The sequence below is a fragment of the Oscillibacter ruminantium GH1 genome, from assembly GCF_000307265.1.
In the GTDB taxonomy this organism is placed as follows: domain Bacteria; phylum Bacillota; class Clostridia; order Oscillospirales; family Oscillospiraceae; genus Oscillibacter; species Oscillibacter ruminantium.
Genome location: NZ_DF158897.1, coordinates 340064 through 358551 on the forward strand (window position 1 = coordinate 340064; position 18488 = coordinate 358551).

Annotated in this window: 16 protein-coding genes and 2 tRNA genes; 4 read left to right on the forward strand and 14 right to left on the reverse strand. The window is 55.2% G+C overall.

What is annotated here, in order from left to right; translation table 11 throughout:
* Window positions 1-11 precede the first annotated feature (11 nt).
* Genes ON16_RS06195 through ON16_RS06210 form a run of 4 tightly spaced genes read right to left on the reverse strand, consistent with a single transcriptional unit; the run spans window position 12 to window position 4445 of the window.
* Entirely contained in the window at window positions 12-1007 is a 996-nt protein-coding gene (locus tag ON16_RS06195) for a hypothetical protein (RefSeq protein WP_040660388.1), read from the reverse strand.
* Entirely contained in the window at window positions 1008-2123 is a 1116-nt protein-coding gene (locus ON16_RS06200; RefSeq protein WP_040660390.1) for an antirestriction protein ArdA, read from the reverse strand. It abuts the gene before it with no gap.
* Window positions 2116-3099, reverse strand: a complete 984-nt coding sequence (locus ON16_RS06205; protein ID WP_040660392.1) for a DUF4314 domain-containing protein — start codon at window positions 3097-3099, stop codon at window positions 2116-2118. The genes ON16_RS06200 and ON16_RS06205 overlap by 8 nt, the downstream gene beginning before the upstream one ends.
* A gap of 2 nt (window positions 3100-3101) precedes the next feature.
* A complete protein-coding gene (locus tag ON16_RS06210) occupies window positions 3102-4445 on the reverse strand; it encodes an LPD28 domain-containing protein (protein WP_158441607.1) in 1344 nt (447 codons plus the stop codon).
* 151 nt (window positions 4446-4596) lie between these two features.
* Between ON16_RS06210 and ON16_RS06215 the strand changes: the two genes are divergently transcribed.
* Together ON16_RS06215 and ON16_RS15760 are read left to right on the forward strand one after the other, a co-directional pair.
* Window positions 4597-5349, forward strand: coding sequence for an MBL fold metallo-hydrolase (locus ON16_RS06215; RefSeq protein WP_040660394.1), 753 nt, complete (start codon window positions 4597-4599; stop codon window positions 5347-5349).
* Between the two features lie 56 nt (window positions 5350-5405).
* On the forward strand, window positions 5406-5579 hold the full coding sequence (locus ON16_RS15760) for a hypothetical protein (protein ID WP_158441608.1): 174 nt from the start codon (window positions 5406-5408) through the stop codon (window positions 5577-5579).
* A gap of 25 nt (window positions 5580-5604) precedes the next feature.
* Here ON16_RS15760 and ON16_RS06220 read toward each other — a convergent pair whose 3' ends face one another.
* The 6 genes from ON16_RS06220 to ON16_RS06250 form a co-directional block, all read right to left on the reverse strand.
* Entirely contained in the window at window positions 5605-6786 is a 1182-nt protein-coding gene (locus ON16_RS06220; RefSeq protein ID WP_040660396.1) for an antirestriction protein ArdA, read from the reverse strand.
* A gap of 443 nt (window positions 6787-7229) precedes the next feature.
* A complete protein-coding gene (locus ON16_RS06230; RefSeq protein WP_051131578.1) occupies window positions 7230-7919 on the reverse strand; it encodes a hypothetical protein in 690 nt (229 codons plus the stop codon).
* A gap of 350 nt (window positions 7920-8269) precedes the next feature.
* Window positions 8270-8345: transfer RNA gene (locus tag ON16_RS06235), tRNA-Met, on the reverse strand.
* A 29-nt stretch (window positions 8346-8374) separates the two neighbouring features.
* Window positions 8375-8460: transfer RNA gene (locus tag ON16_RS06240), tRNA-Leu, on the reverse strand.
* A 295-nt stretch (window positions 8461-8755) separates the two neighbouring features.
* Entirely contained in the window at window positions 8756-9832 is a 1077-nt protein-coding gene (gene mnmA / locus ON16_RS06245; RefSeq protein ID WP_040660400.1) for a tRNA 2-thiouridine(34) synthase MnmA, read from the reverse strand.
* A gap of 96 nt (window positions 9833-9928) precedes the next feature.
* On the reverse strand, window positions 9929-10750 hold the full coding sequence (locus ON16_RS06250) for a sensor histidine kinase (protein WP_040660402.1): 822 nt from the start codon (window positions 10748-10750) through the stop codon (window positions 9929-9931).
* Window positions 10751-11144: 394 nt separating this feature from the next.
* Between ON16_RS06250 and gap the strand changes: the two genes are divergently transcribed.
* On the forward strand, window positions 11145-12167 hold the full coding sequence (gene gap, locus ON16_RS06255) for a type I glyceraldehyde-3-phosphate dehydrogenase (RefSeq protein WP_040660984.1): 1023 nt from the start codon (window positions 11145-11147) through the stop codon (window positions 12165-12167).
* Window positions 12168-12372: 205 nt separating this feature from the next.
* Here gap and ON16_RS06260 read toward each other — a convergent pair whose 3' ends face one another.
* The 3 genes from ON16_RS06260 to ON16_RS06270 all read right to left on the reverse strand — a co-directional run bounded on the left by ON16_RS06260 (window position 12373) and on the right by ON16_RS06270 (window position 15928).
* A complete protein-coding gene (locus ON16_RS06260) occupies window positions 12373-13209 on the reverse strand; it encodes a PIN domain-containing protein (protein ID WP_040660403.1) in 837 nt (278 codons plus the stop codon).
* Window positions 13210-13353: 144 nt separating this feature from the next.
* Window positions 13354-13896, reverse strand: coding sequence for a ribosome hibernation-promoting factor, HPF/YfiA family (gene hpf, locus ON16_RS06265; RefSeq protein ID WP_040660405.1), 543 nt, complete (start codon window positions 13894-13896; stop codon window positions 13354-13356).
* A gap of 145 nt (window positions 13897-14041) precedes the next feature.
* Complete coding sequence (locus ON16_RS06270) at window positions 14042-15928, reverse strand: peptidoglycan DD-metalloendopeptidase family protein (RefSeq protein ID WP_040660407.1); 1887 nt, start codon at window positions 15926-15928, stop codon at window positions 14042-14044.
* Window positions 15929-16282: 354 nt separating this feature from the next.
* Here ON16_RS06270 and pta point away from each other — a divergent pair, with 354 nt between their 5' ends.
* Window positions 16283-17275 carry a phosphate acetyltransferase gene (gene pta / locus ON16_RS06275; RefSeq protein ID WP_040660986.1) on the forward strand — a complete coding sequence of 331 codons (993 nt, stop codon included), beginning with the start codon at window positions 16283-16285 and terminating at the stop codon, window positions 17273-17275.
* 93 nt (window positions 17276-17368) lie between these two features.
* On the opposite strand, the gene ON16_RS06280 is transcribed toward pta, so the two are convergent.
* Entirely contained in the window at window positions 17369-18442 is a 1074-nt protein-coding gene (locus ON16_RS06280; protein ID WP_040660408.1) for an aminopeptidase P family protein, read from the reverse strand.
* Window positions 18443-18488 lie beyond the last annotated feature (46 nt).

An 18488-nucleotide genomic window follows, 5' to 3' on the forward strand; every position in this document is an offset into this window, starting at 1 on the left:
CGGACGTTTTTTTATTCCATAGACATTTCTGAAAACCGCTGCGATTGTTCTTTGCAAATATAGCCGCTTCCGTTACGGGATAGGGAAAAGCCGCGTTCTTCCAGAAGTTCAACGGCGTATTCCTCAAAGCCGAAGGTGCTTTGTGCAAGTTCCGGGATGGAGATACCTTGACTTTTCAGGTCTTTCTCGGCATATTCCCAAAGTCCGGACATCGGTACCAGATCATAGCGGTTCAGGTTTTCGGCGATGTCAAGTGCCGCCGAAAGCCTGCTGCAGTCCTCATATTCCAGCGCAGCGGCGTACAGCTCCAAAAAATTGTGCATTCCCTGACCGCGCTCATCCAGCACAAATCCAAGGTTTTGTCCGTCGTAGACCAGATCGGAAATGCGGTCATACTGCTGTGTCAAATCCCCGATCTCGGGCAGGATACACTTTGCCTCCAGCAGTGTGCATTCGTCGATGTGCTCTACGCCCAGCGTATCCAGCGCAATACGTATCTCGTCGGGTTTGCCGTCGTTCAACTCCTCATAATCCGGCAGCCGCAGCCACACGCCATCGGGAGCATGCCGCGATGCCAGCTTCAGCTTGACGCTCCAGTCGTTATCCACACAGGATGCGAGGTTGGCACCGTTATAGCACAAGTCCGGTTCTTCTATCGGATAGCAAACATAAGCGTTGTCGACAAACAGGCCGGGGTGCGCATCCTCATAATTGCGGCCAAGTCGGTTCAGATCGGTGAACGGATAGAGGCTTTCCGAAATCGTTGTTTCGCTGCGCAAATAAAACCGGCCGAGCTCCTCATAATTCCCGGCCGGGCAGCACACCTCATAATCTCCAAGGCGGAGCAGGTGGTTGATGGCGTCGGCGGCGGATTCGGGCGGCGATCTGAGCATGGCGGCACCGAGCACCAGAGCTTCCTTTTCCGAAAGCGTCGCGAGTCGTTCCTCCAGCCATGCTTTTTCCTGCGCTGTGGCAGGGAGCGTGTTCAGCCGTTCAATATAATTCATTTACAGCATCTCCATTCCGCCCTGCGCAGGCTTCTGAAAGATCGCCGTCATAGGCTGAAAATCATCGCGATCCATACGCCCGTAGGGGGTAATAACGGCGTTGTCATGCTCCAGCAGATCCCTGCCGTAGGCGGGAAGGTTCATATATTGCTGCAGCCGCTCCACGTCATTGTCGCCTACGATGCAGTTCAATTCGGAAATTGCGGCATCCTCCGAGCTGGAGATTTTGGTGTCCAGCATGTAGTGGTCCAGATTGTCCAGCAGTGCGGCAGCGCTTTGCAGGCTGTCACACTCCGTCGCGGCCAGCGCCGCCTTATAGCGGAGCATCTTTCTGTCCGTCATGCCGGACAGCCGCCCGGCGAATTCATTAACGGCTGCAATGCTGCCGGACGCCTCGATTGACCCCATCAACTGTGGAATCCGGCAGTCCAGACAGTGTCGCAGCGTCGTATCAGGCAGATTTGCCTGCGGCAATTTAAATATACTGCCATCCTCCGATTCCACCAAAATCTGATAGTCCGGCTGGTGGGGCGTGAGGTTGAGAGAGGGAAACGCCTCGTTCAGCTCTGTGTGCTGCACCACATAGCCCTGTTTAGTGAACACACCGCATTCGCCGATTCGGGCCTCCCGTCCAATCTTTTCAAAATCCAGCAGCTCGAACACCTTGTCCGGGAGCTGCTCCACCTCCGGCACAAAGCCGTTCTCGGCATAGAATCTGCCGAGCTGGGCATCGTTCAGCGCATCCGCCACAAGACAGCAGTCCACGCTGTAAGCAAGGTCGATGAGCCGCGACGTGGAAATGAGACCCTGCTTTTTATTGACCTCCATCTGAATAAGACCCTTTAAGGATATTTGCTGCTGCTCGTCCAGCTCTGAGAGCTTCTGCGCCAGGGCGTTGAGCTCATAGAGACCGGCGTCACCGGAGAGCAGCGGTGCCAATTCCTCAAAATCATAGTAATCATTGATCTGCAGATAGGGCGCTTCGCCCTCGTCCAGCCGCAGCTTGTCCAGCGCGTCCAGCAGCTCATAGGGCGAAGCGGGCAGATCCAGATCCGCATACGCCTCGCTATACGGCGTGTTGGCTCTGGCAAGGTACACATTAAGAATCTTACGCAAGGGTCATTCCTCCCATCTTCGGTCCTTCCGGTTCGTAGGCTTTCGGGTCCGCGCCGGGGACGTTCCACCCGTGCATGCTGCCGCACTCCATAGCCTGCCGCTGGGCCGCCGTCACGCCGAGGCGTTCGTTGTTGTAGTCGGCCAGTTCCTGATTTTTCTCTCTGCTTTCAGTGCTCCAGTCGCTTTTGTAGTAGCCGTTCTCGCCGCGCTTGATGCAGATGAGATCGCCGGTACCGGGCAGCGTGGAGAAGCACCGCTCCGGCAGTCCCTCCGCCAGTTTTTGGACGAAGCATTCCTGCTCGGTTCGGATGCTCCAACTGTCCTCGCTGCTCCAGAGATGGGCGTAGAGCTCGCTGTCACCGACCTTTATTTTTCTTTGCTCAAAACCCTCGCCGAAGCCGTCGCTGGCCTGCCCGGAGATGTACTCCTTCAGCGTGTACAGCTCCTTCGGTGTTAGCTCGCCCGTCACCTGACATTCCGCCACGCCCCAGAGCCTGCCGTTCCGCACCTCGGCGGTGAAATCACAGGACTTGACCTTCTGCTCCACGCTGTCGTTTTTATCGTAATAGTGCATGAGGCCGCGTTCCGTTTCGGTGGACAGCCGCTCCCGCATCAGCGCGGCGACAATGTGGTCAGCATAGCCTGCCGCCGTGTGGTTGTCCAGCTCCGTGGGTTCGTCCTCGGTGTCGCCCCATTCATTTTTCTCGTAGCAATCCACGGTCATGGGCATATACAGCTTGAGGAGATGCGTTTCGGGCGGCAGGACGGTGAAGCTGTCCTCGCCGATGACCAGCCCAAGGCCGCTGCCGTTGTCCCACTTCACATGGAATGTGCCGATGTCGTCAATGCAGTCCAGCGTCCCCAGCGTCCCCGGCTCAATGGGGTGGTACGGGTCTTTCATTTCCCGAAGGCGGATGCGGCTGCCATGCGGGTACTGCTCCCGCAGAAAATTGATCCATTCCTTTTGAAGTTTCATGTTCACATTCCTCCCATTGTCATAGTCGGGCCGGACAGCTCCAGCCCCGCGATGCTGAGCTGCAATCGCGCGTCCGCTTCCTGTACGGTGCTGTCTGCGGCGAATCGGGGATTGTCCCGCCAACCCTCGTCCAGATGCGTTTCCCCGTCCTGGGCGATTGCCAGATAGACGGTGGCGACGTCATCCTTAGTGACGCACAGGCGCTTGCTGTCGCAGGCAAGACCGTTGAAGCGGTCGATTGCCCCAGTGAGGGAATCGGTGTCATGCCGAGTTTCACCCTCGCAGGCGAAGTTCTCCACCACGAACCAGCGGTAGCTGTGGGGCAGATTCGGATTCTCTGCGTTTTTAAGTGCCTCGCGGCCACGCTGCGTCAGGCCGTAATCCTCCAGCGGACGCGGGTTTTCCTCGCCGAACAGATCGTAGAGGATATCGTCCGCGCCTTTTCGGACGGTGGGATCATCCGTCAGCACCTGGTACTGAAAGCCGGAGGAGGGCTTGTACGGTAGCTCGTCGCGGATGACCTGCAAAAATATGGCCGGATCGGTGTAGGCCAGCGTTTCACCGCTGGCAAAGCTGACCTTGCCGATGACGGAAGGCTCCTGCAGTAGCTCCTGCCGGCGCTTATCAAAGCAGGTCAGGTACGCCTGATAGTCTCCTGGCTTGGGATTGCAGCGCAGGCAGTAGCGGTAGTTCTCGGTTTCAGCCACATAGCTGTACTGGCCGGAATCCTTGCTTAGCTCCCCGCCGTGATCGTAACAGTAGTTGGACATGGAGGACAGGTCCTTCAGAACAGTTTTTCGCAGTTCATTCACCACGCCATTCAGCTCTGCTTTGAACTCCGGTAAGTTTAACGTCTCGTCGCCGCGGGGCCACCAGGTGTGCCAAAATTCTTTTCCGCCGTGGCCGAAGTCCATGCGGACATGACCGATGCAGCCAAGTTCCGCGTCTTTCTCCGGCGTCATGGCATAAAAAAGGCCCGCCTCTGATACAGAAGCGGGTCGAAGCGCATATTTTCTTGGATCATTGGGATAGTTGAGGCCGCGCACCTCGCAGAACTCTTTGAGGGAATACCGCTCTCCGAGAAAGTCCAATCGACCTTTCAGGGAGCGATAGCCAGATTTCGGGATCGTCACCGGCTCGTGGGTCAAAATGGTTCCGGCGTGGTTGACCGCCACCAGCGGCTCCACGGTCACCGGCTCGCTGGGATTCGTGTCGCTGCCGCGGAGGTCGTAGCAGTACCAGCCTTCCGGTATCGTGTCGGTCTGAATGCGGTTTTTGGTGAGCAGCGCCGGCTTGCCGAACAGCTCGACATACTCGAAGTCTTCATCGTAGGCGTTTACGCGCATGGGTTTCATCTCCTTCGTTTTTTATAGCTACACAACATACCACAGTGTGGCGGCAATAGCTATTGATTCTTGCACGGGCAGGGTACAAATGTTAGACTGAAGTCACAGACAAATTGGAATTTGCCAAGGTAGTAGAAAAGAGTGCTTAGAAATGAAGCCATGGTTTACGATAGAAAAAATTGATGACAGCACACATATTATAAGTGAATATCGCCATTGGGAAGAAACGCATTGCTATCTCCTTGAAGGCGATGGCCGCGCATTACTGATTGACACAGGGCGCGATATTTCAGCGGAGGTCAAAAAGCTGACAGACAAGCCCGTAACGGCGGTTGCGACGCACATTCACTGGGATCATATCGGTGGGCATAAATACTTCCCTGATTTTTATGCGCATGAGGCAGAACTGAATTGGCTGAACGGCGGATTCCTATTAAATATGGAAACGATTCGCGGAATGGTCAGTGACCGCTGTGATTTGCCGGAGGGATACAATGTCAGCACCTATGAGTTTTTTCAGGGAAACCCGACACGCGTCCTTCACGATGGTGATACGATAGATGTTGGTGGAAGAACAGTAACGGTACTCCACACGCCTGGGCATTCACCCGGTCATATGTGCTTTTGGGAAGCTGAAACCGGTTATCTTTTTACCGGAGATATTGTTTACAAGGACACGCTTTTTGCGTATTATCCGTCAACCGACCCGCAAGCTTATCTGAAAAGCCTTGAAAAGATTGCCGCACTGCCGGCAAAACGAATTTTTCCGGCACATCATACTTTGGATATACAGCCTGAAATACTCATTCGTATGCGTGACGCCTTTCGTCAGCTTGACACTGAAGGGAAATTGCATCACGGGAGCGGCACTTTTGATTATGATGACTGGGCTGTGTGGCTGTAATCTACGCCATTACAAATTTCGTTTTGCGAGCAGATTACCAAGGGAGGAAATACGCCTTGAATCATGATCTGAAATTCATAAAACGAGCGCCGCTGACCAACGGGGACTTATACCGCCGTCAGATGGCCATGCTGAAGAGCTTTCTCGAACACGGAGCCATCTCGCCGGAGCAGTACCGCACCAGTGCCGATGGCTTAACCCGAAAAATGCATTTACAGCCGAAGGAATGATCCTTCGGCTGTTTCTTTGCCCGTATTACTCCATATTCATCTGCTGCCCCATATTCTCGGCAGGGTCGCCCTGCATCAGCTCGTCCAAACGGAGCGTGCCCTGATAGGCCACATAGCCCCGATCATTGAATTGTCCCTGCTCGTTTTCCACGTGCTCCTTGCCGTATTTGGCGAAGTCGATGTAACCGACGAGATTTTCATCGTACTCATAATGGCCGGAATCCATGATCATGTACTTGCCGTATTCCTCCGGCGTACGTACCTTGGGAACGTAGTCGAACTGCTCCAACTCTTTCGCCAGATTGGCGATCTGGCCGGCCTGTTCCGGCTTCGTGAACAGAATGACCGCGCCCAGCTTCTCACGCTCGGCCTGATTCAGCGGCTGGATGGTACGGCACATCTCATTGAGATCGGTCAGGTTTTCGTTCTCAAAATCCAGCGCTGCGTCAACTTCTTCCGGAAGCTCGCTTTCCAGAAAGCGCAGGCACAGGTCGCCGTAGTTGTTGATGCCGACGCGAAGCATGGTGCGCTCGATCTGCGTCTGCGATACAGGCAAGTAGAGATAGGCAGCAGGGCTGTCAGGAGGCGCATAGCGTGAACTCATCTCCACCTCCATCAGGCAGTCCTCATAGCGGTACTGCGGAAAACTGTGGCCGTCATAGAGCTGCGACATTTCAAAGCCATTGTCATAAACCACGCCGTAGGGGGTGACCCGCCCGACCTCGCCGTCGAGCAATTCCAGCGCTACCGAGCGGAAGTCCCTGCCCTGCATTTCCTCCATGGACGCCCCGCCGCCCAGCGTCAGGTAGTGCCTGCGCCCAAGAGATTCCAGATTGTTAAAGTCCGTGACCACGGTGACCTCCTGACAGCAGAAGGTCAGGTTGATGAACTCGTCCACGCCATGGAGATCCAGCCGGGACGCCATACCCTGAAACTCTGTTTTCTCATAATCGTCGAAGCTGTCCAGCCGCTTGGCGAGGTAATCCAGTTCGTCGAGGTTTACATTGATTCTTTCCAGTTGTTTCAGTACCGGAAAACCGCCGCTGACTTCATCAATGTGGCAGTCACGCCTGACCGCATCACCGATCTCCAGCGGTCCCAACAGCGCAATGGTGTTGTCGTATTCCGCTCTCGGAATCGGGAAGGGCACTGTGACCACACCGGATTCCGGGTGATGCTGATTTGACAGTACTGCTTGAAATTGCATATCGCGTCCTCCTTATATTCTCATTTCAGAGTCCATTTTCACCACCGATATAGTAGAGACGATCACTGCCGTTTAGACGGGTGATGGAGTCTTCTGCCCAACGCTGGGTGCTGTGTTCTGTGAGCGACTTCCAATACTCAAGTTCTCTCATATCCACTGTGCTTTCCCGCCTTTCTCTGAACGATTTTTTGCATATCCGTGCGAAGGTAGCTCTCATCACGATTCCAGCAGATAAAGCCATGCCGGGGATAGGGACAGCTTTTACATCGCTCGAACAAAGTACAAACAGGACGTTCCTCCCGCACGGGCAAATTTTCCGGTGCAGACAGGGGCTGACGCCTGCGTCGGTTATATACATGCTCCACTGTGATTTCCTTCCTGAATGCAAAAAAGCACCGGAGTCTTCATGATGAAAACTTCGGCGCTTTTTATGATAATTTATTTTACATAGTTGGCTCTGTGAATGCAGATTCCTCCTGCGGCTGTGCTTGTGCAATCCGCTGCTGCAAATCAGGCACGAGATTTGTGATTTGCTCCTGTATTTTGCCAAGGCATTTTTCCCGGTCATAGGTGAGATTATAAAGATGAACCAGCGTATCCTGAACGCATCGATATATTTCTGTGAGGTGCTCCGGTGAGAAGAGCTGTTGTTTCCAAACAAGGCCGCTGCGCACGGCGAAGTCCTTCTTCGCCGCTTCGTAATGGTTCGACATATAATGTCCCTGGGATACGCCGGTCCGCTCATAGTCCCAATCCCATGTCACGAACTGAACGCCAAGACGGCTGGAATGACCGGCAAGGACAACACCGTTGAAATCGGCCAGCAGCCTGTACGTCTCGTCCAGCCCCTGCGCCTTGAGAAGCGGAGCCGCATCCATGAGCTTCATATACTCCGACACAGTTTCCGCAGTCTGGGTTACTTCGTGCAAAGCATCTTCGCGCTCCAAGCTTCCAATATCCGCGTCCCGGTATCTGACGCTGCCGGTTTCGCTGATCCGGCAGAGGGGAAGCCCGTCTGCCAATATGGGCAACAGTCCATTGTCAGGAACGGAAGTATCATAGCCGTCTCGCCGCAGCACGATACCGATCTCTGAAAGAAAACCGGCGCTCTTTTCCAAATTGTTCTGTTCCATAGTGCTCGCTCCTTATGATTTGTTTTAGAAAAGGAAAAGGCCGGCATTCGCAATGAATGCCGGCCTCATTGAAAATATAGCGACTCTGTTTTGGTCTGTATCATTTTGTGATACAGACCTCCGCAGACACAAAAAATTAACAAAATATTTTTTCAAAGACGCGTCTGCGCCGCTGCTTTTTGCCTCAAAAAAGGGTCAAAACAGCCCGCGATTTAGTTCAAGTCCCTACCAACGGGGTGGAACCACCAGAGTTATCTTTTTTTTGCACTTAAAAAATAAGCGTGAAAAAGCCCAGAAACCGCTGCGGTTTCTGGGCTTTCCGGCAAGTTATCTTTTTTACTTGCACAATATGGTTGCGGGGGCAGGACTCGAACCTACGACCTCCGGGTTATGAGCCCGACGAGCTACCAACTGCTCTACCCCGCGATATCAACTTGTGCGCTCTGAATACCGATTGGTGCCGGTGACCGGACTCGAACCGGTACGGTATTTCTACCAGAGGATTTTAAGTCCGCCGTGTCTACCATTCCACCACACCGGCAGATATCGGCAGGTATTAGAATACCACACATCGCATCTATCTGTCAAGTCCATTTTCTAAAAAGATGAGGAAAAATATTTTTCAGGCCATGCACGAATCCGTGCAATTTTTCGCTACCTCCTGCGTATACTGGTCAGGATATGGCTTTGAGAGGAGGAGCAGTATGCGTATGGACACTTCCCAGACGGGTGATGTGGGCGATGTGGATGATCTGATTTTTCAGGACAGTTGGTTGACCAGCGACCGATAAGAGGCGAGGCGCAGGGTGCGCCCCGCCTTTTTTCTGTTTCAATGCTTATTTCGTGATGGTTCCCCCGCCCACCACCGTCTCTCCGTCATACAGCACGACGGCCTGTCCCGGCGTGACAGCCCGCTGCGGCTCGTCAAAGGTCAGGCGCAGAGCGCCGTCTTCCAGCGGTTCCGCGGTGGCGGCGGATTCCCGCTGGCTGTATCGAGTCTTGGCGGTAACACGCAGAGGCCCGCTCAACGCGGGGACAGAAATCCAATTTATCTTTTCCGCCGTCAAAGTCTGCGTCCACAAGGCCGCGTCCGGGCCAAGGCGGATGGCCCCAGTGGCGGGATCCTTGTCCAATACGTACAGCGGCGGCTCAATGGACAGGCCCAGCCCCTTGTGCTGACCTCGCGTATAGCGGACAAAGCCCTTGTGCTGACCCAGCACTCTGCCATTCTCGTCTACAAAATTACCGGCAGGGGAGGGGTGGCCCGCCGTCCGCTCAATAAATGCGGCATAATCCCCGTCGGGCGCGAAGCAGATATCCTGACTGTCCCGCTTTTTGGCGTTGACCAGCCCGTTTTGCTCCGCAATCTCCCGCACCTGTGTTTTATGAAGCCCGCCCAGCGGGAACAAGGTATGGCTCAACTGTTCCTGTGTCAGCATGTAGAGGAAATAGCTCTGGTCTTTGCTGCGGTCCATGCCGCGCTTTAAAAGCCAGCGGCCTGTGTCCCCGTCCTGCTCAACACGGGCGTAATGTCCTGTGGCGAGAAAGTCGCCGTGAAGCGCCAGAGCCCGCTGGAGCAGCGCCCCGAACTTCACGGAGCGGTTGCACACCACACAGGGATTTGGCGTTCGACCCGCCTCGTACTCCGATACGAAATCAGCAATTACCGTATCCCGAAAAATCTGAGAAAAATCAAAAACATAAAAGGGGAATCCAAGCTTCGCTGCCACCGCCCGCGCGTCCTCAGCGTCCGCCAGAGAGCAGCAGGTCTTCTCCCGCCCCTCGCCCAAATCCTCATTGTGGAACAAACGCAGGTTCACACCGGATACCTCGTAGCCCGCCTGCTGCAAAAGCAGGGCGGATACCGAGCTGTCCACGCCGCCGCTCATGCCAAGGAAAACGCTTTTGCCCATGTTGTAACGACCTCCTTCGGCCCGAATTTTCTAATCTAAATCGTAAAAGCAAAGGGGACTTTTCGGCCCCCTTCTGCGCAATGCCCAAACTGCCCATCATCGATTGCGGATGGCAAACGCCTGCACAGGCAGTGCATCCGCCAACCCCAGCAGCATCCGATTGAACCCGCCTGTATAGTCAAACTTCGTATCGGATAAACCGCTGCGCTTTGCATGTTGGATGGGAAAGAGCATTGTAAACCGGGACCCAATGCCGATCTTGGACTCTGCCATCAGTCTTCCGCCGTGATCCTCCGCAATCCGCAGACACAGCGGTAAACCCAGACCCAGACCGTGGGGAGGGGGGTCTCGCAGCTCCTTGTGTGTATAGCGGTCAAAGAGAACCTTCAACTGCAGATCATCCATCCCACAGCCGGTATCGGCTACCTCCAGCAGAGCCTGTTCGTCCTGCCGCCTCAGCGACACGGTCACCGAGCCGCCGGCAGGGGTAAATTTAAAGGCATTGGACAGCAACTGAAAGAGCAGTTGGCGAATGGATTCCGGGTCCACCGCACAGATCAACTGGGGCAGGGCACACTCAAACTTCAGCGTTAGATTCAAGAGCCGCGCCAGCTGCTCCGCCTCATCGCAGATTTCCTGAATCAACCCCGCCAGATCGCACTCCTGACGAGGGAGAGGCGTCCGGGCATCCAGACGGGCAGCCGCAGTTAAACCGTTTACCAGCCGCAGCATTTGGTAGTAGTTTTGATCCAGCTGCGCCGCCTTCCGATCAAGTTCCGCGTCTTTTTCCCGGGCTTCTGCGGGAGCAAGCGCCGTGGCCGCCAGATACAGCCCGCTAAGCATTCCCCTCAGCTGCACAGCAATAGACGGGAACAAGCTGGCCAGCAGCTCCGCTTCCTCACGCTCATAGTTTTCCAAAGCGATTTCTCCTCTCATCGGCATACGCATTGCCACATTGCGCTTTTATGATAATCCTTAGGATTTGCAGGCAATCTCGCCGCAACCCCCGGTAAACTTTGGATTTTTCAGGCATAAAATACGATTTTTCTCCACATTTTTTCAGAATAACAAAAAAATCGCATAAAAACAAGAGATTTGTTACTTTTCAATAAAATTTTCTGCCCTCGCTCAAGTTTTTTACGACGAGGGCTGTTTATATCTGGTGGAAATCACCAAGGGGTACGCGAAAATGTACTACGCAATTTTACGTAACAGATGGTACACATTTTCGGAAACTATGCTATAATGATTACAATACTTGCCGGGCGTGGGCATCGCCGCGGTAAAATACGGGGATCGGATGGTACGGGATATGGCAATTAAGGTTGGGATCAACGGCTTCGGGCGCATTGGACGCGTTGCGCTGCGGATTATGATTGAACGGGGATGCAGCAGTTACCAAATCTGCGGCATCAACCTGCGCAATGCGGATCTGGAATACATGGCCTATCAGGTGAAATACGACTCGGTGTTTCGCACCTTTCAGGGATCGGTGGAATATGACGACCGGAATCTGATTATCAACGGTAAAAAGATTCGGGTCTATTCTGAGAGCGACGCAAATCTCATTCCGTGGGATGACTGCGGCGCAGAATACATCATTGAATCCACCGGCGTTTACAACACGGTGGAAAAAGCCTCCGCCCACTTCAAGGGCGGGGCAAAGAAGGTCATTCTCAGCGCCCCCGCCAAGGACGAGGGAACCCCCACTTTTGTCATGGGCGTGAACCATAAGAAGTACACACCGGACATGGACGTTGTTTCCAATGCCTCCTGCACCACCAACTGCCTGGCGCCCATGAGCAAGGTCGTAAACGATACCTTTGGCATCGAGCAGGCGCTCATGAGCACCATCCACTCCGCCACCGCCAAGCAGAAGGCCGTGGATTCCCGGGCCGGGCGGGACTGGCGGACGGGGCGCAGCGTGATGGGCAACATCATTCCCTCCTCTACCGGCGCGGCGAAGGCTGTTGGCATGGTCATTCCCGAATTGAAAGGGAAAATGACCGGTATGAGCTTCCGCGTTCCCACCAACGATGTGTCCGTGGTGGATTTGACGGCCCGGCTGAAGCAGCCCGCCAGCTACCATGACGTGTGCGTCGCCATTGAAAACGCTTCCCGCAACAGCATGAAAGGTATTATTAATTACACCACCGATCAGGTGGTTTCCTCCGACCTGACCGGGTTCCCCGAAACCTGCATCTTTGACGAAACAGCCGGCATCATGCTGGACAACAACTTTGTCAAACTGATCGCGTGGTACGACAACGAATGGGGCTATTCCAACAAATTGCTGGATCTGATGGCTCATATGTACGAGGTGGATCACCAGTAAAAGATACACAAACTGGCGCGTCTGGCATGTGCATTCATAGACCAAATACATAACCGGGAAGTCACGGCAGACGATCTGCCGTGACTTCCATCTTTATAGCAAAGCGAAAACACCCCGGCGCGGCCATAAGCCGCGCCGGGTTTCTATAACAGCTGCTTTTTAATAGGACTTTATCCGCTTGCGCCGTACCTTCTGCCGCGATTCTTTATGATTCTTCCGTGGTTTTTTCCCCTGCGGGTTTTTTCTTCCGGCGGCCGCCCCGATGGGTGCGGGCGATCTTCACGGCGGGCTTTTCCTCCGCCGCAGCGGCTGGAAGTTTCGGTGCAGTCTGGACTGTCGCGGGCGCAGGCTGTGGCTTCGGCGCGGGCTGAACCGCCACGGGCTTCTCTGCTTTCTCCAACTTCACGTCGGCAGGTTTCTTCTCAGCAGGCTTCGCCTTGGAAGCGTTTTCTTCCGCGCTCTTGGAGGGCCGCCGCCGTCCGCCCCGACTCTTTTTCACCGGTTTTTCCGCAGCAATCTCCGCCGGTTTTTCCGCGGTCTTTGACGAAACGGATGTGAACAGCTCCCGCAAGTGGGCAAATGCCGCAGCACCCTGCGCTTCGCCAAACTCCTGCTTCAGCGAAGCGCACAGCTCCTCGGCGTTGGTGGCCCGCATCAAATAGGACGCCTTTAGGCACGCGGCAATGGAGGGACGCAGCGCCACCTCTCGAAACGCGCCGGTGTACCGGGCGCGCAAGGCGCTCATGGCGGCCTCATATCCCTTGTCTTGACTGATGACATAAGCGCAGTCCGCCTCGCCGCGGCCCACCAAAACACCCAGTTCCGTGATGATCTGAAAATCAATGGAGTTTTTTCCACCCTTCACGCTTTCCAGATACTGGACGCTGGCCTTGCTGCCCTTGCACAGCTCCTTGATCTTGCTGAGCGCAAGACCGGTCTTTTGGTAAAAGACCAGTATGGAGTCGTCCGCCGTCAGCTGATCGGCGCCCTGCAATCCGGTGCCGATATTGTTGTCGCCGTCCACCAAAAAAATCATATTCATGAAGTAAAAACCTTTCTATGGAATCCCAGTTATGGGAACACTTTAAAATGACACATTTAGTGTATACCGAAAAGGCAGAAAAATCAACCGGACCGCAAAGCGGCCCGGTTGAAAACAGATTATTTTTTGCAATTTTTAAACTTTTTACGCTTCTCCAGTCTCAATCAGACCGTATCCGCCGTTTTTACGCTTATAGACAATGGCGAGCGCATCGTCCTCCTCGCTGCGGAAGACAAAGAAGGCGTGATCCAGCAGATTCATCTGCAAAATGGCCTCCTCCGGACTCATGGGCTTGACGGCAAAGCGCTTTGTACGGACGATATTAAACTCTTTTTCCTCCCGAACCTCAAACTCATCGGGAATGGAGTCAGAGGGGAACCCCTCATCCCGCAGGCGCTTGGCAAGGCGGGTCTTGTTCTTCAGGATCTGCCGCTCAATGTAGTCCACAGCAGCGTCAATCGCACTGCGCATATCGCCATCCGTCTCCTGCTTCTGCGCGCGGAACAGCGTATTGCCGCCGCGAATGGTGATCTCCACCGTGCACAAGTGATCCTTCTCCACGGAAAACGTCACAAACGCAGCCGCTTCCTCCCGGAAATAGCGGTCCAACTTGGACAGTTTTTTCTCGGTGTAGTCCTTTACAGAGTTGTTCAGGGGAACCTTCTTACATGCAAACGTACACTTCATGGATACCGCTCCTTTCGTGTGGTGAAAAGAGAGAGATCCTCTCTTTGATTCAGTATAGCACAGCCCGTCGAATTTGAAAAGAGGATTTTATCGGAGAAATGAGAAAACCCGGCGCGTCCTGCGGACACGCCGGGTTTTAAAACAATCAGGGGAGATAGTTCACGGGGTTGCGGGGCACACCGTTGTACCGGACCTCAAAGTGGCAGTGGTTGCCGGTAGAGTTGCCGGTAGAGCCCATACGGGCGATCTGCTGGCCCTTGTAAACGTGCTGTCCGACCGACGCCACCAGACTGGAGTTGTGGCCGTAAAGCGTCTCATAACCGTTGCCATGGTTAATCTTCACCAGATAGCCGTAGCCGCTCATCCATCCGGCGTAAGTCACCGTGCCGCCGTCGGCGGCGTAGATCGCGGTGCCGTACCGGTTGGCGATGTCAATGCCCTTATGGTTGGTGGACGCATAGCTGTAACTCAAATTCCGATAGCCGAACCGGGAGGTGATATTGCCGGAACAGGGCCAGCGGAAGGTTCCGGTGGGCAGCCAAGTGGGCCGCACTTTCGTACCCTGAAGCCGCTGCTCCGTGACGGGGTTTTTCAGCGTAACGGAGGACAAAATCACCCGCTCCTGCTCCTCGCCGTTCACATAGGTGACGTTGGCCAGCACATCCGCAGAGCCATTGGACCCGGCGGAGATGACCTTGTAGTCGCCCTTATAGAGGTTGGCGCTGTCGGTATACTCGATGTCATAGGGAATTGCATCCAGATACCGCTCCTGTTCCACCACGGTCATTGTGAGATAGGGAACAGAGGCGGACAGCGTCAGCACTTCGCCGATGGACAGCTTGTTGATGTCGTAGCCGGGGTTCAGCGCCAGCAGCTCGGCGGAGGTAAGTCCATGGCTGTTGGCAATTTCAGACCAAGTGTCACCGCTCTTGACCTCGTAGGTTACCTCGGCGGTCTTGGTGCTGTACAGCGTCTCAGCCAGATACCCCAGATTCATAACCTGATCGGTGGAAACATAGCCGGGCTTGATCTCCACATTCTCCGCAAACTCGCAGGAAATGGTATTCTCGTCGCTGATGCCGTCTTTCAGCTGCTTTAAAAGTTCGTCCAGCGCACCCTCATAGGGGGTGGCGCCGATCAGTTCGCCGTCTACATAAAGGGAATAGCCGTAAGTGACAAGGCCAATTTCCTCGGACAAGTCCTCTTCCAGCGCGGCGGCATCCACTACCTCAGACCGGGGCAGAAGCCCGGAGGAATATTGCAACAGCTTTTCATCAATGGTGTACTTCGTCCCGATGGCCCGGGAGGTAATCTTCTCCAACTGTGTCCGGGCGCTGTCGGCGGCGGAGGCGGACTCTACCGCCGCAATCTGTTCGCCGTTGTAGGTCACCGTGGTGCCCACGGTATAGATGGAAAAGAACAGGATCACCAGCGCCACCGTGCTGGTGGCGGCAAGGAAGGGCAGGGGTCTGATCTTCTTCTGCTCAAATTTCCCGCGAATCAGGCCAAAGCGGCTCGCGAGCTGCTGCCTTTGGCCCCGCTTGTGCTCGGTGAACCGCGTACCCAGCAGGGGAACCATATTCCGGGCAAACAGCAGCAATTGAACCGGCGCCCGGTCGGATTCGGGGAAACGGCGGGCTTTTTCCTCCCGCACCACATGGCGCACCCGGCGGCGCACCCGGCGGAACTTTCTTATCAGCGCGGTTTTCTTTTCAAGAAGCGTATCACGGAAGATCGCCAGCAGCGTATCCGGCGCACTCTCCTCCGCCCGCTTCGGCATCTTCAGCGAACGCGGCGCTGCCTGCGCCGGCGATATCGACGCCACAGACGGGGCCGCCGGTCCCTCAGCCGGAGCGCCCACCGAAGCAAGCTCTCTTTCCTCCACCTGAGTCGGCGCAGCCTGCGCGTTGGAAACTCTCCGGAGGACCGGTGCGGCCTGCGGCTCCTCCACCTGACGGCGGGAATCGGCAGACGACAGTCCGGCGGCGCGGCGCGCGGTGCGGTTGTGGGTTTTTGTGGAACGTTTACTCATAAAGACCTCACAGTCAAGTTTGAAAAGCGACGGAACAAAATAGTAACAGCAAAGTAACAATTTGTAACCTGCAATATCATACCTTGTTTTTATTCATCCGTCAAGCACTTTTTTGTCAGTAAAAAGGCCGCAGGCCCTTGGGGGCCACACCTTTCGCAACCACAGCATCTCGCGGCGGGAAAACAGGGGTTTCTAAATTTGCGAAAAGAAACGTAAAATCGGGTAAAAATTTGTCGTCTTTTTTACGTTTTTTTTGAAATTTCTAGTTGACCCGGTTTTTGAGACGTGTATAATGGGAGAGGTATGAAAATCGCGCAAAATTCGCTGTTTCAGCAATTTATTGGAGGAAAAAACATGTTTGAGTTCTTAATCAGCAAGCTGAAGGCCCATCCCCGCAAAATTGTGTTTACAGAGGGTACCGACGCCCGCATTCTGGAAGCGTCTGCCCGTCTGCTGTCCGGAACGTTTCTGACGCCCGTGCTGGTTGGCAACCCCGACGCTGTTGCCGCCGCGGCCGAGGACGTCGGCTTTAACATCCGCGGCGCTGAGGTCATTGATCCGGAGAACTTTTCCGAGATGGAGAAAATGGTCGCCTCTCTGGTAGAGTTGCGCAAGGGCAAGGTGGATGAGGCTCAGGCCCGCACGCTGCTTCGTCAGGGCAACTATTTCGGCACCATGCTGGTGAAGATGGGCTATGCGGACGCTCTGCTGGGCGGCGCCACCTATTCCACTGCTGACACGGTCCGCCCCGCTCTGCAGATCATTAAGACCAAGCCGGGCAGCAAGATTGTCTCCTCCTGCTTCATTCTGGTCCGTCCCTCCGCCACCGGTGACCGCGAGGTTCTGGCCATGGGCGACTGCGCCATCAACATCAAGCCCAACGAGGACGAGCTGGTGGAAATCGGTCTGGAAACTGCCGCCACCGCCCGCTTGTTCGGCGTGGACCCGAAGATGGCGTTCTTGAGCTATTCCACGCTGGGCTCCGGCAAGGGCGAGGATGTGGACAAGATGCGAAATGCCTGCGCCAAGGTCAAGGCCGCCGCTCCCGAGCTGTCCGTGGATGGCGAGATGCAGTTCGACGCCGCCGTCTCTCCCCGCGTGGCGCACACCAAGTGCCCTGAGTCTCAGGTGGCCGGTCACGCCAACACCTTCATCTTCCCCGACATCAATGCAGGCAACATCGGCTATAAGATCGCTCAGCGTCTGGGCAGCTTTGACGCCTACGGCCCCATTTTGCAGGGTCTGAACGCTCCCATTAACGACCTTTCCCGCGGCTGCAACGCGCAGGAGGTCTATTCCATGGCCATCATCACTGCCGCTCTGGCCGGCGTGAGTGAAGAGCAGTAATTTTTAAAAGCAGCGCCCCCCGCAGACACCGGTGTCTGCGGGGGGCTTTTTGTCGTTTCTTTCATGTTGTTTGACTTGCTCTATTTCACTTACTCAAAGAATCAAAAGCTCCTTGGGCGCCTTGGTAATGTCCACGCAGCCGTCCTCTGTCAGAATAACCACATCCTCAATCCGCACACCCAGCCGCCCGGGCAGATAGATTCCCGGCTCGGCGGAAATCACTGCCCCGGCAGGAAGTGGTTCCTCGTTTCGTGCAGAGGCGTTTGGCGCTTCGTGAATCTCCACGCCCACACCATGGCCAAAGCTGTGGCCGAAATAGTCGCCGTAGCCCGCGTCCTCAATGACCTTGCGGGCCGCGCCGTCCACGGTCTTCCCCGTGACGCCCGCCGCGGCGGCGGCGATGCCCGCCCGCTGGGCGGCGAGAACCGTTTCATACACCCGGCGCATCTCCTCCGTTACAAAACCGACCGCCACGGTGCGGGTCATATCGGAACAGTACCCATGATAGATACAGCCGAAATCCATGGTGACAAACTCGCCGGATTCAATGGTCTTCTCGCTGGGAACTCCATGGGGCAGACTGCCGTTGGGTCCGGACACTACGATGGGATCGAACGACATATCCTCTGCACCATAGTGCAGCATCAGATACTGAAGCCGGGCGGCAATCTCTTTTTCCGTCACACCGGGACGGATTTCCTTTAAAATGTCTTCCAGCGCCCGTTCGGCGATGCGCTGGGCGGCAATCATCGTTTCCTGCTCTTCGGCGTCCTTCACCCGGCGCAGCTCCGTGAGCAGCTGGGCAGCGGGGAGCAGTTCACAGCGCAGATTTTTGCGGTACAGCTCATAGTCCGCCACAGTCATATACGCGTCCTCAAAGCCCACGCGTTTTGCGTCCTGTTCTTCAAGCGCCTCGTTGATGAGGGTCATGTAGCCCCGGCCGGGCTTTGCCTCGTCGATCTTTGCGTTTTCCACACGCCGCGCTGCGGCCTCCGTATAGCGGGAATCCGTAAAATAGTAGTTTTTTGACCGGGTGACCAGCGCCACGCCGTCGGTGCCGGAGGAATGGAAGCCGGATGCATAAAACCGGTTGAACTCCCCGGTCAGCAGCATCGCGTCCAGCTTCTGGGACTCCAGCTCTTGAGCAATCTGATGAAAATGATTCATGAAACTCTTCCTTTCCTGCCTGCGGCTCAAAACCGCCGTTCCGCCC

Bases quoted from the DNA above. Each gene is read 5' to 3' on its own strand.
- ON16_RS06195 (WP_040660388.1), bottom strand. From the start codon at position 1,007: ATGAATTATATTGAACGGCTGAACACGCTCCCTGCCACAGCGCAGGAA.
- ON16_RS06205 (WP_040660392.1), bottom strand. From the start codon at position 3,099: ATGAAACTTCAAAAGGAATGGATCAATTTTCTGCGGGAGCAGTACCCG.
- ON16_RS06210 (WP_158441607.1), bottom strand. From the start codon at position 4,445: ATGCGCGTAAACGCCTACGATGAAGACTTCGAGTATGTCGAGCTGTTC.
- ON16_RS06215 (WP_040660394.1), top strand. From the start codon at position 4,597: ATGAAGCCATGGTTTACGATAGAAAAAATTGATGACAGCACACATATT.
- ON16_RS06220 (WP_040660396.1), bottom strand. From the start codon at position 6,786: ATGCAATTTCAAGCAGTACTGTCAAATCAGCATCACCCGGAATCCGGT.
- ON16_RS06230 (WP_051131578.1), bottom strand. From the start codon at position 7,919: ATGGAACAGAACAATTTGGAAAAGAGCGCCGGTTTTCTTTCAGAGATC.
- mnmA (WP_040660400.1), bottom strand. From the start codon at position 9,832: ATGGGCAAAAGCGTTTTCCTTGGCATGAGCGGCGGCGTGGACAGCTCG.
- gap (WP_040660984.1), top strand. From the start codon at position 11,145: ATGGCAATTAAGGTTGGGATCAACGGCTTCGGGCGCATTGGACGCGTT.
- ON16_RS06260 (WP_040660403.1), bottom strand. From the start codon at position 13,209: ATGAATATGATTTTTTTGGTGGACGGCGACAACAATATCGGCACCGGA.
- hpf (WP_040660405.1), bottom strand. From the start codon at position 13,896: ATGAAGTGTACGTTTGCATGTAAGAAGGTTCCCCTGAACAACTCTGTA.
- ON16_RS06270 (WP_040660407.1), bottom strand. From the start codon at position 15,928: ATGAGTAAACGTTCCACAAAAACCCACAACCGCACCGCGCGCCGCGCC.
- pta (WP_040660986.1), top strand. From the start codon at position 16,283: ATGTTTGAGTTCTTAATCAGCAAGCTGAAGGCCCATCCCCGCAAAATT.
- ON16_RS06280 (WP_040660408.1), bottom strand. From the start codon at position 18,442: ATGAATCATTTTCATCAGATTGCTCAAGAGCTGGAGTCCCAGAAGCTG.